The following is a 14,526-nucleotide window of genomic DNA, read 5'->3' as shown; positions in this document are numbered from 1 at the left end:
CTCAGGCTTCCTTCAGATAGTAACGCTCGCCCGACACCTGCGTGCCGTCGAACTCGTAGATGATGGGCTCGCCGGTCGGGATTTCGAGGCCGGTGATCTCGTCGTCCGAAATGTTCGAGAGGTGCTTGACCAGCGCGCGCAGAGAATTGCCGTGGGCGGAAATGATCACCGTTTCGCCCTTGCCCATCTGCGGGAGGATCGCTTCCTCCCAATAGGGCAGCACGCGCTCGATCGTGAGCTTGAGGCTTTCGGTGCGCGGCACGTCGACCCCGGCATAGCGCGGGTCGCTGGACAGGTCGAACTCACTGCCCGGTTCGAGCTCGGGTGGCGGCACGTCGAAGCTGCGGCGCCAGATATGCACCTGCTCGTCGCCGTGCCTGTCGCGGGTTTCCTGCTTGTTGAGACCGGTCAGCCCGCCATAGTGGCGCTCGTTGAGGCGCCAGTCGCGCGTGACCGGTATCCACAACCGGTCGCAGGCCTCGAGAGCGATGTTGAGCGTCTTGATCGCGCGCTTTTGGACGCTGGTGAAGGACACGGTGGGCAGCACGCCCTTGGCCTTCATCAGCTCGCCGGCCTCGCGCGCTTCGGCCACGCCTTTCTCGGTCAGGTCGACATCCCACCAGCCGGTGAAGCGGTTCGCGAGGTTCCACTCGCTCTGGCCGTGACGGACGAGGATAAGTTTCGACATTGGCACTCCGTTTTCGTTGCGTGCGGTCCGGACCTCCGTCCGTCCCTTGCTGCACCGGCCCACTCCCCCGCCCGGCCACCCACGGCACTATCCTCGAATGGGTGGCCGGGCGGGGGAGTGGGCTGGCACGGGTCCTCGCGCTGGCGAAAAAACAATGAGCAAGGCGCGTTAGCCGCCTGCATCGTCCTTGGAAAGGCCTTGCTCGTCCGATTCGCGGATTTCGCGTGCCTGGCCCTTGCGGCGGCGCAGGTTCTCGCGAAGTTTCGCAGCGAGGCGTTCTGCGCGGCTCATTTTGTCGTTTTCGCTTCCCATGGCGCAAGCTTTCGCCAATTTTGCCGCGCGGCTCAAGCGGAGGTTGACTTATCCTCCATGTCTGCCAATAGCGCCCGCCTCCACCCCGCGAGCCTTCTCGCGGCGACATGTGCTGCTGTAGCTCAGTGGTAGAGCGCACCCTTGGTAAGGGTGAGGCCGGGAGTTCAATCCTCCCCAGCAGCACCATTTTTCGAAGAAAAATGGATTCCTTGTTTTTCGCACCGACATCCGTCGGCGCGTCCTCGCTATGCGTGCAGCAAGCTGCACCCGCTGCGGGGCGGCCGCTTGGCCTTGCCGCCTGCTGGTCGCAGACGGTGCTCTTGCGGTCACTTGCGTTTGGCGATGATTCCCGAGCCGATAGGCGAGGCAAGCGCGACTGCGCGCCCGCAGCGACGCGACCGCCAGGTCGCATGAGCGAGGATAGCCTAAGGCCGCGGACGCGGCCGCCGGCGCCTGAGGCCAAACAAAAAACGAATGCGCTCCGGGACCTAGGTCGAACGCTCCGCCCTATCCTTGGCATTCGTGCCCTTGATCATCGCGCGCATCGCTTCCCATTGCTCGTCGCCCATGTCCTTGAGCGCGGCGTAGAAGTTGCCGCCATGCGCCTGGAAGCCGCCGCCGTCGATGGCGATCGTCTGGCCGTTCACCCAATCCGCGCCCGGCCCCATCAGGAACACCGCGAGATTGGCCAGTTCGTGCATCTCACCATGGCGGCCCATCGGATTCATCTCGTCGTGCGAATTGCCACCGCGCCCTCCCGGCGACAGGCGCGCGCTCATGCCGTCGGTGGGGAACAGGCCCGGGGCGATGGCATTGAAGCGCAGGCCGTAGCGTCCCCATTCGACCGCCAGGCTCTGCGTCATCGCGTTGAGGCCCGCCTTGCTCATCGCGCTGGGCACCACGAAAGGCCCGCCGTTCCATATCCAGGTGGTGAGGATCGAAAGGAAACTGGCCTTGCGGCCTTCCTCGATCAGCCGCTTTCCGACATCGAGCGTGACGTAAAAGCTGCCGCGAAAGACGATGTCGCTGATTGCATTGAAGCCATTGACCGACAGATCCTCGGTGCGGCTGATGAAATTGCCTGCGGCATTGTTGACCACGCCGGTCAGCGGGCCGTGCCTCCAGATCGCGTCGACCATTTCGTGAATCGCTTCGGGATCGCGAATGTCGCAGGCATGGCCCACGATCGTGCCGCCGTGGCGGTCGGCCAGTTCCCCGGCGGCTTGGTCGAGCTTGCCCTGCCGCCTCCCGCAGATATGCACTTCGGCGCCAAGTTTGAGGAAGGCTTCGGCCATCTCGCGTCCCAGGCCCGTGCCCCCGCCGGTAACCAGGATCCGCTCGCCTTCCATCAGCCCGTCGCGAAACATCAGTTTCGAAATATCCATCGCTCTCCCCTTTCTCGGCTTCCGGCATAGCGCAGGAAGGGCGCGATACCAGATTGAATCACCGGGCTGTATTGCCTAGCTACGACGCTATGGACGATGCCGAAGACCTCAATCCGCTCGACCCCGCATACAAATCGATGCTGCGCCTGCAGTTGGCGATTGCCGCGCTCGTCCTGCTCGCGGCGGCCACGATTGCCGAGGTGGCGATACCGGGATGGACCGGCGCGGTGTGGATTCCCGCGCTGCTGCTGACCACGTATGCGCTGATCCGTGTGCCGCTGCGGCGGTACCATGCGACCGGCTTTTCGCTGGCGGAGGAACGGCTGCGGGTCGTACGCGGAATTTTCTTCCGCGCCGATACGGTCGTCCCCTTCGGCCGGGTCCAGCATATCGACGTCGGCCAGGGGCCGCTCGAGCGGGTCTTCGGACTGTCCACCCTGACCGTGCATACCGCAGGAACGCACAATGCCTCGGTGTCCTTGCCGGGGCTGAGGCATGAAGACGCGACCGCCATGCGCGAGGATATCCGCGCCGCGATCAGGCGCGATACGCGGTGAGCGAGAGCGCCGACCACACGCCGCGCCGTACCGATCCACGCACCTTCGCGGTGCGTGCCGTTTCGCTTCTTTCGCAGCTTGTCCTGCCCATTCTGGTCGGCGGATACGCCATACTCGACGATGGCAATCTGGCCGATTTGATCGTGTTCTTCCTGCCGCTGGTCCTCGCCGTGGTGGGGGCGAATATCCTCTTCGCCTATCTGCGCTGGAGCCGCCTGACCTATGCGGTGGGCGAAGCCGATATCCGGGTCGAGAGCGGTGTGCTGTCGCGCGCCGCCCGCTCGGTTCCCTATGAGCGCATTCAGGACGTCAGCCTCGAACAGAAGGTGGTGCCGCGCCTGTTCGGCCTGGTCGAGGTCAAGTTCGAAACCGGCGCAGGAGGCGACGACGACTTGACGCTGGCCTATCTGCCCGAAAGCGAAGGCGAACGCCTGCGCGAGCTGGTCCGCAGCAGGCGCGAGGGGACCACGCTGCAGCCGTCGGATCCGGACACGCCCGTACCGACGGACAGCAGCCGGCTGCTCTTTGCCATGTCGCCACGGCGCGTCGTCACCTTCGGCCTGTTCGAATTCTCGCTCGCGGTCGTGGCGGTCGTGGCCGGCTTCGTCAGCCAGTTCGATTTCCTCCTGCCCTTCGAGCTGTGGGACTGGAACGCGTGGCGCGAGCAGCTGGCGGGTCCGGAGCAATGGCTGGCGGGCATGGGCTTCCTCGCGCAGATTATCGGCGGCGTATTCGCCCTCGGCTCGCTCCTGCTGGTCGGCGTTGTCACCGGCATCGTGCGCACCGCGTTGCGCGAATGGAATTTCCGGCTCGAGCGGACCGACAAGGGGCTGCGGCGAAGGCGCGGGATGATCACGCGGACCGATCTCGTCATGCCGGTGCATCGGGTTCAGGCTCTGCGCGTCAGGACCGGCCTCGTCCGGCGCCTGTTCGGCTGGCATGCGCTCAAGGTGGTGAGCCTTGCCGGCGACAGCGGATCGGCCAACCACGAAGCGGTGCCGTTCGCGCAGATGGAGGAGATTGCACCGGTTGTCGCCGAAACCGGCTTTGCGCTCCCCGAAGACACTGTCGAATGGCGCCGCGCCATGCCCGCCTACCGGATCGACGACTTCCTGATCGGATTTGTCTTCATGCTCGCGATTTCGGCGGTGGCCCTTGCCTTTGGCCGCGGATTTCTGGCGCTGTTGCCGGTGCTGATCGGCGGCACCTGGATGGGGTCGCACGAGTTTCTGGCCTGGCGCTGGGGCTGGCATGCGCTCGGCGAGCGGCAGCTTTACACGCGGCGGGGTTGGTTTGCGCCGGACCTCTCGATCGCCTCGCGCCACAAGCTGCAGTCGGTCGAAATCGTCCGCAATCCGCTCGCGCGACTGCGCGGCTATGCCGATCTCCGGTTTGGGCTGGCCGGAGGGCGCTTGCGCATCCGCGGCCTTCCGCTGGCCGAGGCCCGGCGGATTCGCGATGCGGTGCTCACCAGCATGGCCGAGCAGGATTTTTCCGCTGTCGTCGACGACGCCGGAAGCGTGGCCTAGCCGCGCAAATCCGCCCAATCGGGGTGGCGATCGAACTGCGCTGCCACGTAGGAACAACTCGGGATGATGGTGAACCCGTCGCTGCGCGCATCCTCTATCAGAGCGTCGACGAGACGCGCGGCGATTCCGCGACCGCGCATTTGCGGCGGTACGATCGTATGCTCGGCATCGCGCGCGCCATCGCGCAGTGTCCAGGTCAGCTTGCCTAATTCTGTGCCATCGCCGTCCCTGGCGAGATAGGCGCCATGGTCGCCCTGGTTGCGGCGTTCGATTTCGATCTGGTCCGGTTTCATCGGCTGCAGCTTTCCTTCCTGTGCAAGCAATGCTCCGGCGGTTAAGGGCGTTCCGATGCAGTTCCTTTCCGACAATGCCGCCGCCGTGCACCCGGCCGTATGGGATGCGCTGAAAGCAGCAGATTCGCCCGATTCGCCTTATGATGGGGATGCCCTCAGCGCCGCGCTCGACGAACGGTTTTCGCAGGTTTTCGACAAACCTTGCGCGGTGCTGTGGGCGGCAACCGGCACGGCGGCGAACTGCCTTGCGCTGGCCACCATGGTCCAACCGCATGGTGCGGTGGTGTGCCATGAAGAGGCGCATATCGAAATGGACGAGTGCGGCGCGCCGGGGTTCTACCTGCATGGCGCCAAGCTGATCCTGGCCAAGGGCGAGGGTGCCAAGCTGGCGCCCGAGACGATCCGCGCAGCGATCGACCCGATCCGCGATGACGTTCACCAGGTCCAGCCGCACGCAATCTCGATCACGCAGGCGAGCGAATATGGTCGCAGCTACCGGCCTGCGGAAGTGGCGGTGATTGCCCAGCTGGCGCGTGAGCGCGGGCTCGGCCTGCACATGGACGGCGCGCGGTTCGCCAATGCGGCCGCGTTTCTGGACTGTGCGCCGGCGGAGGTGGCCGGACCGGTCGATGCGCTCAGCTTCGGCTTCATCAAGAACGGCGCGATGAGTGCCGAGGCGATCGTGTTGTTCGACGAGCAGCTGGCCGATGTCGCGCGCTACCGGCGCAAGCGGGCGGGGCACCTCCAGTCGAAGGGTCGCTTTCTAGCCGCGCAGCTTCATGCGATGCTCGATGGCGATGTCTGGCTCGAGAATGCCCGCCACGCCAATGCCGCCGCGCAGCAAATCGCCGGGGCGTGCAATGGACGGTTGATGCATCCGGTCGAGGCCAACGAATTGTTCGTGCACTGCACCAATTCGGAGCGCGAGACGCTGCGGTCCCAGGGCTTCGGCTTCTATGACTGGGGCGAGGATGCCGCACGTTTCGTCACTGCGTGGAACACGCGTGACGAGGATGCGGCAGCCCTTGCGAAGGCGATTGCCGACTTATGAAGGTGCCGGCCGAGGCGGAAAGTCTGTTCACACCGCGCAATTTCGCCGCCTTTCTGCTTGTCAGCCTGATCTGGGGCGGGACCTGGCTGGTGATCCGGGACCAGATCGCCAGCGTCCCGGCAAGCTGGTCGATTTCCTATCGCTTCATGGTCGCCGCGCTTGGCATGTTCGCGCTCGCCGTGCTGCGCCGGGAGCCGCTGCATCTGGGGCGGGGCGGATTGCGCTGGGCGGTGCTGCTCGGCCTGTTCCAATTCACGCTCAATTTCGGCTTCGTCTACAATGCCGAAGGTTACATTACCTCGGGTCTGGTCGCGGTGATGTTCGCACTGCTCGTCGTGCCCAATGCAATCTTTGGGCGGATTTTCCTTGGCCAGCCGATCACCGGCGCCTTCGTGCTCGGCTCTGCGATCGCGGCGCTCGGCGTCGCTTTGCTTTTCGCGCATGAATGGCGTTCCTCGCCCGCGACTTTAGAGGACGTCCTGCTCGGTGCGGCGCTGACCGTCGGCGGCATACTGTCGGCCAGCGCGGCCAATATCACGCAGGCGATGGACGGCGCGAAGAAGCAGCCTTTCCTGGCGCTGCTGGCCTGGTCGATGACCGTGGGTGTGGCGATCAATACCGGCTATGCCCTGGCGATAGACGGACCCCCGCAATTCGATCCCCGGCCATCCTATACGCTTGGTATCCTCTATCTGGGGCTCGCCGGTTCGGTCATCACCTTTCCGCTCTATTACGGCCTCGTACGCAAGGTGGGGGCGGGGCAGGCAGCCTATAGCTCGGTCATCGTGCCGATCGTGGCAATGGTGCTCTCGACCCTGTTCGAAGGCTTCGAATGGGGGCCGCTGCCCGCTTCGGGTGCGGTCATCACGCTGGTCGGCATGGTCGTTGCCATGCGCGGCCGCGCAAGTGCCCCGCCACGGCGCGCTACGCCCGAGCCTTAAGCGCGGCGAGCCCTTCGCGATATGTGGGAAAGCTCGGCGCCCAGCCGAGGACGCGCTTTGCCTTGCCGTTCGCGACGCGGCGGTTCTCCGCATAGAAACCGCGCGCCATCGGCGAAAGGTTGGCTTCCTCGATGGACTGCAGCGGCGGCGGCGCGATGCCGAGCAGGCGGCAGGCCTCCTCGATCACGGCGTTCTGGCTGGTCGGGAGATCGTCGGATAGATTGTAGGGCCCCTGCGGCGCATCGGTCTCGATCGCTGCCACGACGCCCGCGACGATATCATCGACATGCACGCGGCTGAAGACCTGCCCCGGCAGATCGATCCGGTGCGCCTTGTCCGCCTCGACCCGCTCCAGCGCGCTGCGACCCGGGCCGTATATGCCGGGCAGGCGGAACACGCGCGCGCCCACGTCGAGCCAGCGCGCATCGCACTGCGCTCGGGCCGTGCGCCTGCCGCCTCCAATGGGCGATGATTCGTCGACCCACGCGCCTTGCGCGTCGCCATAGACACCGGTGGAAGAGAGGTAGCCGAGCCATTTGTGGCCAAGCGCGTCGCCGTATTCATCCAATACCGCATCGCTGCCGTCCGATGGCGGGACCGAGCTTAGCACGTGGCTCGCGTCGACCAGTGCTGCGCCCACCGCGCCCGCGTCGGAAAAGTCGAGATTGCCCGCGCTACCAGTCGCATCCACATGCCAGCCGCGATCACGCATCTCTTGCGCAAAACGCCCCGCCGTGTAGCCGAGACCGAAGATGAACAATCGGGCCATCGGAGCGTATTAGCCGGTGATCCCGCAATTGACAGGAAAACCATGGATATCGCGCGCACGCCTTCCAATCCCGACGGCAACCCGGAAATGGCCGATGCAGCAATGCAGCCCAAGGATCCGCCCGAAATCAGGCGCGAGGATTATAAGCCCTTTCCCTGGATCGTGTCGGAAACAAGGCTCGACTTCGAACTCGGGATCGATTGCACGCGCGTGCGCTCGACACTGACGGTTGCGCGCAATGCCAAGGCCGAGCCCTCGCCGACGATCCGTCTCAACGGTGACGGGATCGCGGCGATCGTGGTCACGGTCGATGGCGAGCCGTCGCAGAGCTGGGTCATGGACGGTGACGATCTGGTGCTGACACTGCCGGGCGAGGCGCACGAGATCGGCATCGAGACCGAAATCGACCCGAGCGCCAACTCGCAGCTCATGGGCCTCTATGCGTCGGGCGGCATGCTGTGCACGCAGTGCGAGGCCGAGGGCTTCCGCCGGATCACCTTCTTCCCCGACCGGCCGGATGTGCTGAGCACCTATACCGTGCGGATGAGCGGTCCCAGGGCGCAGTTTCCGGTGCTGCTGTGCAATGGTAACAAGACCGGCGAGGGCGGGGACGGCGATACGCATTGGGCCGAATGGCACGATCCCTGGCCCAAGCCGTCTTACCTCTTCGCGCTGGTGGCGGGCGACCTGGTCGCACGCAGCGACAGCTTTACCACCATGGGCGGGCGCGAGGTCGAACTCAACGTCTGGGTGCGCGAGGGCGACCTCGACCGCACCGAACACGCCATGGAAAGCCTCAAACGCTCGATGAAGTGGGACGAGGAGGTTTTCGGCCGCGAATACGATCTCGACCTGTTCAACATCGTCGCCGTCAGCGATTTCAACATGGGCGCGATGGAGAACAAGGGACTCAACGTCTTCAACACGAAGTATGTGCTCGCCGACCCCGAAACCGCCACCGATGGCGATTACGACGGTGTGGAAGGCGTTATCGGGCACGAGTATTTCCACAACTGGTCGGGCAATCGCATCACCTGCCGCGACTGGTTCCAGCTGAGCCTCAAGGAAGGCTTCACCGTGCTGCGCGACCAGCTGTTCAGCGCCGACATGGGCAGCGAGCCGGTCAAGCGGATCGAGGACGTGCGCGTGCTTCGCGGTATTCAGTTCCCCGAGGATTCGGGTCCGCTGGCGCATCCGATCCGCCCCGATTCCTATCGCGAGATCAGCAATTTCTATACTGCGACCGTCTACAACAAGGGCGCCGAAGTGATCCGCATGATGCGCACCATGGCGGGTGAGGAGGCCTTCCGGAAGGGCACCGATCTCTATTTCGAACGCCATGACGGCGAGGCGGCGACCTGCGAGGATTTCGTCAAGGCGATCGAAGACGGTGCGGGCCTCGACCTTGCCCAATTCCGGCGCTGGTATTCGCAGGCCGGAACGCCGAAGGTGGCCGTGGAACTCGATCACGAAGGCGACACCGCCAGGCTCGCACTTACGCAGACCGTCCCCCCTACACCCGGCCAGCCGGACAAGGCGCCCATGCCGATCCCGCTCAAGCTCGCGCTGATCGACCGCAAAAGCGGCACGCACTCCGGCGAACGATTGGTCGTATTGGACAAGGACACCGCCGAATTCACTTTCGATGGCTTTGCCGACAAGCCTGCCCTTTCGATCAATCGAACCTTCTCCGCGCCGGTCTCGATCGATCGCGAGGTCTCGCGCGAGGAGCTCGTGTTCCTCGCGGCGAAGGACGACGATCCCTTCGCCCGCTACGAGGCCATGCAGGAGCTGATGACCGGGCATCTGGTGGCCGCCGTCTCGGGCGATCTCGGCGACAATGATCGCCAGGCCGCGCGTTCCGATATCGCGCAGGCGATGCAATCCGTGATCGAGGACGACCAGCTCGACGATCTGATGCGCGGCGAACTCATGGCCATGCCGGGCCAGACCTATATCGCAGAGCGGATGCTGGTTGCCGATCCGGGCCTGATCCATGCGGAACGCGAGGCGTTGAAGGCCGATCTGGGCAAGCGCCTCTCGGAACAGTTTCACGCGCTATACGACCGGGCGGAGAAGGTGCCCTTCTCTCTCGATGCCGAGGCGAAGGGTGCCCGCAAGGTCAAGACGCTGGTGCTCGCCTACGCCGCCGCCGGCGATCCGGCCAAGGCGGCCGAGCTTGCCGCGCACCAGTATGAACGCGCGGACAATATGACCGACCGGCAGGGCGCGCTGATGGTGCTCGCGGGCCTCGACAGCGCCGAGCGCACCGGCAAGCTGATCGATTTCTACAATCGCTATCAGGGCAATGCTCTGGTGATCGACAAGTGGTTCGCGCTGCAGGCCAGCTCGCTCCATCCACAGGCGATCGAGCATGTGAAGGCGCTGCGCGACCATCCCGATTTCACGCTCAAAAACCCCAACCGCGTGCGCTCGCTCTACATGGCCTTTGCGGCCAATCCGGCCGCGTTCCATGCGGCCGATGGCGAGGGCTACCGGATGATTGCCGATCTGATCCTCGAGCTCGATCCGATCAATGCCCAAACCGCCGCGCGCTTCGTTCCGCCACTGGGTCGCTGGCGGCGGATCGAGGAAGGGCGCGCCAAGCTGATGCGCGAAGCGCTCGAACGCATTGCCCAGGCCCCCAAACTCTCGCGCGATACCTTCGAACAGGTCACGCGCTCGCTCGGGTAAGGTCGCGATGGAGGCTTCCCTTCAGGCGGACGTGCTGGATGGCGTGCCGCATGGTTTCTCGACCGCGGCGGGGCGCGAGGGCGGGGATATCCTGCCCGGCGCGCCCCGCGTGCGGTTGAAACAGGTGCATTCGAACAAAGCGCTCATCGCGACGGGGCCATGGCAGGACCCGCCCGAGGGCGATGCTCTGGTCACCGACCGGCGCGGCGTTGTGCTGACGATAGTCACCGCCGATTGCGCTCCGGTCCTGCTTGCCGATCCGATCGCTGCGGTGATCGGTTCAGCGCATGCAGGGTGGCGTGGAGCGCATGCCGGCATACTCGAGAATACGGTCGCGGCGATGATTTCGCTCGGTGCACGGCCCGAGCGTATCCGCGCAGCGATCGGGCCGACGATCGCGCAGGCGAGCTACGAGGTCGATGAGCTCTTTCGCAAGCAGTTCGACGTCGAGGACGCGCATTTCTTCGCGCCCGGGCGCGAAGGTCATTACCAGTTCGACCTGCCAGCCTATGTTGCGCAACGCCTGCGCGACGCAGGGGTCGAGCAGGTCCAGGATCTTGAAGAAGATACATATACGCGGCCCGACCGCTTCTTCTCCTATCGGCGGGCGACCCATCGCGGTGAGAATACGACGGGACGTCAGTCGAGCCTGATCGGACTTGCGGCCTGATCCGGGCGCCTCGACCGCGTGCTGATTGCATCGGAGTGCACAAGGCTTGCCAAAATGGCGGTTGGCAACCTGTCGCATAGCCGCTAGAGGCGCCTCCAAACCGGGCACACCGGGGGCTTTCGTGCAGCTTTCGTCGAACGCGCGCATCGGCTTTCCAGAATGTCCGGCCATGATTTGGCTCATCGTGCCGATATGCCCTTGCGGGTTGAGGCGCAGGTACAAGGCAGGCAAGGCAAAGCGCTGATGGCAGAGACCGCTGCAACCGCAACACCCGAAACGGCAGGCGAGACCGACGACGGTATCCGCCGCCGCGACTTCCTCGACATCGCTGCAGTCAGCGCCGCCGGTATCGGCGGCCTCGCGGTTCTCTATCCGCTGGTCAGCCAGATGGCTCCATCGGCAGACGTGCTTGCCGCCAGCACGACCGAAGTCGACGTCTCGGCGGTCGAGCCCGGACAGGCGATCAAGGCCGTGTTCCGCAAGCAGCCGCTGTTCATCCGCCGCCTGACGGCCGAAGAGATCGCTGCCGCCAATGCACGCCCGGTCAGCACGCTGCGCGATCCCGAAACGCTCGCCGACCGAACCAAGGAAGGCCGCGAGGACATGCTCGTTACCATGGGCGTCTGCACCCATCTCGGTTGCGTGCCGCTGGGCGCTGCCGAAGGCGAGGTAAAGGGCGAATTCGGCGGCTATTTCTGCCCCTGCCACGGCTCGCATTACGACACCGCCGGACGCATCATCAAGGGCCCGGCGCCGACCAATCTCGAAGTGCCGGAATACGAGTTCACCTCGGACACCGTCATCCGCGTCGGCTGAGCTTAGAGAGAAGAGACGATACGATGAGCTTTCCCTGGGCCAAGGAATACACCCCGACCACTCCGGTCATGAAGTTCCTCGACGAGAAACTGCCGCTGCCGCGCCTCGTCTACAACGCCATCGGTGCCGGCTATCCGGTGCCGCGCAACCTGTCCTACTTCTGGAATTTCGGCGTTCTCGCCGGATTCTTCCTGGTGTTGCAGATCATTACCGGCGTCGTGCTGGCGATGCATTACGCGGCCAACGCCCAGGTCGCGTTCGCTACGACCGAGCACATCATGCGCAACGTAAACTGGGGCTGGCTGATGCGCTACGCTCACGCCAACGGCGCGAGCTTCTTCTTCATCGTCGTCTATCTGCACATCTTCCGCGGCCTCTTCTACAGCTCGTACAAGGCCCCGCGCGAGATGATCTGGCTATTGGGCGTCGTTATCTTCCTGCTCATGATGGCCACCGCCTTCATGGGTTACGTCCTGCCCTGGGGGCAGATGAGCTTCTGGGGTGCCAAGGTCATCACCGGCCTGTTCGGTGCGATTCCGCTCGTGGGTGAGCCGATCCAGATCTGGCTGCTCGGCGGCTTCGCTCCCGACAACGCTGCGCTGAACCGCTTCTTCAGCCTGCACTTCCTGCTGCCCTTCGTGATTGCGGGCGTCGTGATCCTGCACATCTGGGCGCTGCACATTCCGGGGTCCTCGAACCCGACCGGTGTCGAAGTGAAGCAGGAAAGCGATACGCTGCCCTTCCACCCCTATTACACGGCGAAGGACGGCTTCGGCCTCGGCATCGCGCTGCTGTTCTTCTTCGCCATGGTGTTCTTCCTGCCCAACGCGCTGGGGCACCCGGACAATTATATCGAAGCGAACCCGCTTTCGACCCCGGCGCACATCGTTCCGGAATGGTATTTCTGGCCGTTCTACGCGATCCTGCGCGCCTTTACCGTCGACTTCCTGTTCATCCCTGCCAAGCTGCTCGGCGTGATCGCGATGTTCGGCTCCATCCTGATCTGGTTCTTCCTGCCCTGGCTCGACAAGTCGCCCGTGCGCAGCGGCCATTACCGCCCGCTGTTCCGCAAGTTCTTCTGGTTCGGCCTGATCCCGGCGATGATCGTTCTGTTCATCTGCGGCGGCGCGCCGGCGGAAGAGCCCTATGTGATGCTCAGCCAGATCGCGACGGCCTACTACTTCCTTCACTTCCTGGTGATCCTGCCGATCGTCGGCCAGGTGGAGAAGCCCGAACCGCTACCCTATTCGATTACCGAAGCCGTGCTTGGCGAAGACAAGCAGGCGGTGCTCGGCGAAAACGTAAAGCCGGCCGTCTAAGCGAGAACGAGACAGAAAATGACCAAACTTCTCAGCGTTCGCCTTGTCGCCATCCTGATCGGCCTCGGCTTCGCCCTTATCGCGCTCTATTCCTTTGTCATCGGCGCCTATGCCGCCGCGACCGAGGAACCGGCCGGGCATCTGCCCTACGAAAAGCCGCGTGACTTCGAGTTTTCCTTCGAAGGCCCGTTCGGCAAGTGGGACATCCAGCAGCTGCAGCGCGGCTTCAAGGTCTACGACGAAGTCTGCGCGGCCTGCCACAGCCTGAAATACGTCGCGTTCCGAAATCTCGAGCAGATCGGCTATGACGAAGGCCAGGTGAAAGCCTTCGCCGCGTCGAAGCAGGTTCCGGGTATCGATCCGAACACGGGCGAAGCGACAACGCGCCCGGGCCTCCCGACCGATTACTTCCCGTCGCCCTATCCCAACAATGTCGCGGCCGCAGCGGCGAACAACAACGCCATTCCGCCGGATCTTTCTCTGATGACCAAGGCGCGCGGCGATGGCGTGAACTACGTCGCCTCGCTGCTGGCAGGTTACCAGGAGCCGTCGGCCGAATTGCTCGCAGAGCATCCGGAAGCAGCACCGGGACCGGGCCTTTATCACAACCCGTATTTCCCCAACCTCAACCTCGCCATGGCCCCCCCGATTTCGATCGACGGTCAGGTTACCTATGACGACGGGACCGAAGCCACGATCGAACAGATGTCGATCGACGTAGCTGCCTTCCTGGCCTGGACTGCCGAACCGACCATGATCGAGCGCAAGCAGACGGGCTGGCCGGTCCTGATATTCGTGCTGTTCGCGACTGTCCTTGCCTATCTGTCCAAGAAGCAGATCTGGGCTGCGGCGAAACGCAAGAAAGACTGAACCGGTCTCGTGATTAGATGATACGCGCCCCTTGCATCCCCCGCGATGCAAGGGGCGTTTCGATTCGGAAGGGGGAGTGACGATGACGCCCGAGGAGCTCAAGGCGCTGGTCAGGACGATTCCCGACTTTCCCAAGACGGGTATCCAGTTTCGCGATATCACCACGCTGCTCGGCCACGGCCGGGGATTCGCCGCCTCGGTCGAGTGGCTGGCCGGCGAAGTCGAGGGCGCCGACGCGATTGCCGGAATGGAAGCGCGCGGTTTCATCTTCGGCGCGGCAGTGGCGGCTCGGCTCTGCCTTCCCTTTCTGCCGATCCGCAAGGAGGGCAAATTGCCCTGCACGGTCATCGGGGTCGATTACGAACTGGAATACGGTCTCGACCGGCTGGAGATGGACCCGGCAGCGGTTTCCGACGGCCAGAAGGTCGCCATCGTGGACGACCTGCTCGCCACGGGCGGCACGGCCCTGGCTGCGACCAAGTTGCTCCGCAAAGCGGGCGCCAGGGTAGACCGTGCGGCCTTCGCAATCGACCTGCCCGATCTCGGCGGCAACGAGAAACTGGCCGGGCAATCGGTCGAGGTTCGGGCGCTGATGGCGTTCGAGGGCGAGTGACGGCACCCCCCGGGGCTGG

At 64.3% G+C, this 14,526-nt stretch carries 15 protein-coding genes and 1 tRNA gene; 11 read left to right on the top strand and 5 right to left on the bottom strand.

The genetic code is table 11. From position 1 onward, the window contains the following. Position 1 precedes the first annotated feature (1 nt). Both gpmA and ASS64_RS17045 read right to left on the bottom strand, forming a co-directional pair. Entirely contained in the window at positions 2–688 is a 687-nt protein-coding gene (gene gpmA, locus ASS64_RS07025) for a 2,3-diphosphoglycerate-dependent phosphoglycerate mutase (protein ID WP_067693033.1), read from the bottom strand. Between the two features lie 168 nt (positions 689–856). Then, positions 857–979: a hypothetical protein gene (locus tag ASS64_RS17045; protein ID WP_255356021.1), complete on the bottom strand. Its 123-nt coding sequence runs from the start codon at positions 977–979 to the stop codon at positions 857–859. A 132-nt stretch (positions 980–1,111) separates the two neighbouring features. Here ASS64_RS17045 and ASS64_RS07020 point away from each other — a divergent pair. Then, positions 1,112–1,186: transfer RNA gene (locus tag ASS64_RS07020), tRNA-Thr, on the top strand. 302 nt (positions 1,187–1,488) lie between these two features. On the opposite strand, the gene ASS64_RS07015 is transcribed toward ASS64_RS07020, so the two are convergent. Continuing rightward, the gene (locus ASS64_RS07015; protein WP_067691900.1) at positions 1,489–2,385 is read right to left on the bottom strand and encodes an SDR family oxidoreductase; all 897 of its coding nucleotides are present in this window, start codon (positions 2,383–2,385) and stop codon (positions 1,489–1,491) included. Positions 2,386–2,474: 89 nt separating this feature from the next. On the opposite strand from ASS64_RS07015, the gene ASS64_RS07010 reads away from it, so the two are divergent. Both ASS64_RS07010 and ASS64_RS07005 read left to right on the top strand, forming a co-directional pair. Next, the gene (locus ASS64_RS07010) at positions 2,475–2,942 is read left to right on the top strand and encodes a PH domain-containing protein (protein WP_067691898.1); all 468 of its coding nucleotides are present in this window, start codon (positions 2,475–2,477) and stop codon (positions 2,940–2,942) included. Then, entirely contained in the window at positions 2,939–4,471 is a 1,533-nt protein-coding gene (locus ASS64_RS07005) for a PH domain-containing protein (protein ID WP_067691895.1), read from the top strand. The genes ASS64_RS07010 and ASS64_RS07005 overlap by 4 nt, the downstream gene beginning before the upstream one ends. Here ASS64_RS07005 and ASS64_RS07000 read toward each other — a convergent pair. Then, entirely contained in the window at positions 4,468–4,764 is a 297-nt protein-coding gene (locus ASS64_RS07000; protein WP_067693030.1) for a GNAT family N-acetyltransferase, read from the bottom strand. The genes ASS64_RS07005 and ASS64_RS07000 overlap by 4 nt on opposite strands. A gap of 55 nt (positions 4,765–4,819) precedes the next feature. Between ASS64_RS07000 and ASS64_RS06995 the strand changes: the two genes are divergently transcribed. Both ASS64_RS06995 and ASS64_RS06990 read left to right on the top strand, forming a co-directional pair. Continuing rightward, entirely contained in the window at positions 4,820–5,815 is a 996-nt protein-coding gene (locus tag ASS64_RS06995; protein ID WP_067691892.1) for a low specificity L-threonine aldolase, read from the top strand. Continuing rightward, positions 5,812–6,756, top strand: coding sequence for a DMT family transporter (locus ASS64_RS06990; protein ID WP_067691889.1), 945 nt, complete (start codon positions 5,812–5,814; stop codon positions 6,754–6,756). The genes ASS64_RS06995 and ASS64_RS06990 overlap by 4 nt, the downstream gene beginning before the upstream one ends. Here ASS64_RS06990 and ASS64_RS06985 read toward each other — a convergent pair. Then, positions 6,740–7,525: an NAD(P)-dependent oxidoreductase gene (locus tag ASS64_RS06985; protein WP_067691886.1), complete on the bottom strand. Its 786-nt coding sequence runs from the start codon at positions 7,523–7,525 to the stop codon at positions 6,740–6,742. The two genes, ASS64_RS06990 and ASS64_RS06985, sit on opposite strands and share 17 nt — an antisense overlap. A gap of 42 nt (positions 7,526–7,567) precedes the next feature. Between ASS64_RS06985 and pepN the strand changes: the two genes are divergently transcribed. The 6 genes from pepN (at position 7,568) to ASS64_RS06955 (ending at position 14,507) form a co-directional block, all read left to right on the top strand. After that, positions 7,568–10,219 (top strand): aminopeptidase N, encoded by a 2,652-nt coding sequence (pepN, locus tag ASS64_RS06980; RefSeq protein WP_067691883.1) that lies wholly within the window; start codon positions 7,568–7,570, stop codon positions 10,217–10,219. Positions 10,220–10,226: 7 nt separating this feature from the next. After that, on the top strand, positions 10,227–10,889 hold the full coding sequence (pgeF, locus tag ASS64_RS06975) for a peptidoglycan editing factor PgeF (RefSeq protein WP_067691881.1): 663 nt from the start codon (positions 10,227–10,229) through the stop codon (positions 10,887–10,889). A 243-nt stretch (positions 10,890–11,132) separates the two neighbouring features. Further along, complete coding sequence (gene petA, locus ASS64_RS06970; protein WP_067693027.1) at positions 11,133–11,705, top strand: ubiquinol-cytochrome c reductase iron-sulfur subunit; 573 nt, start codon at positions 11,133–11,135, stop codon at positions 11,703–11,705. 23 nt (positions 11,706–11,728) lie between these two features. Further along, entirely contained in the window at positions 11,729–13,024 is a 1,296-nt protein-coding gene (locus ASS64_RS06965; protein ID WP_067691879.1) for a cytochrome b/b6, read from the top strand. Between the two features lie 18 nt (positions 13,025–13,042). Beyond that, positions 13,043–13,894, top strand: a complete 852-nt coding sequence (locus ASS64_RS06960) for a cytochrome c1 (RefSeq protein ID WP_067691877.1) — start codon at positions 13,043–13,045, stop codon at positions 13,892–13,894. A gap of 82 nt (positions 13,895–13,976) precedes the next feature. Further along, complete coding sequence (locus ASS64_RS06955; protein WP_067691874.1) at positions 13,977–14,507, top strand: adenine phosphoribosyltransferase; 531 nt, start codon at positions 13,977–13,979, stop codon at positions 14,505–14,507. Positions 14,508–14,526: the final 19 nt, after the last annotated feature.

This window comes from Erythrobacter sp. AP23 (genome assembly GCF_001542855.1).
Classification (GTDB): domain Bacteria; phylum Pseudomonadota; class Alphaproteobacteria; order Sphingomonadales; family Sphingomonadaceae; genus Qipengyuania.
This window is presented reverse-complemented; position numbering and strand designations above follow the sequence as displayed.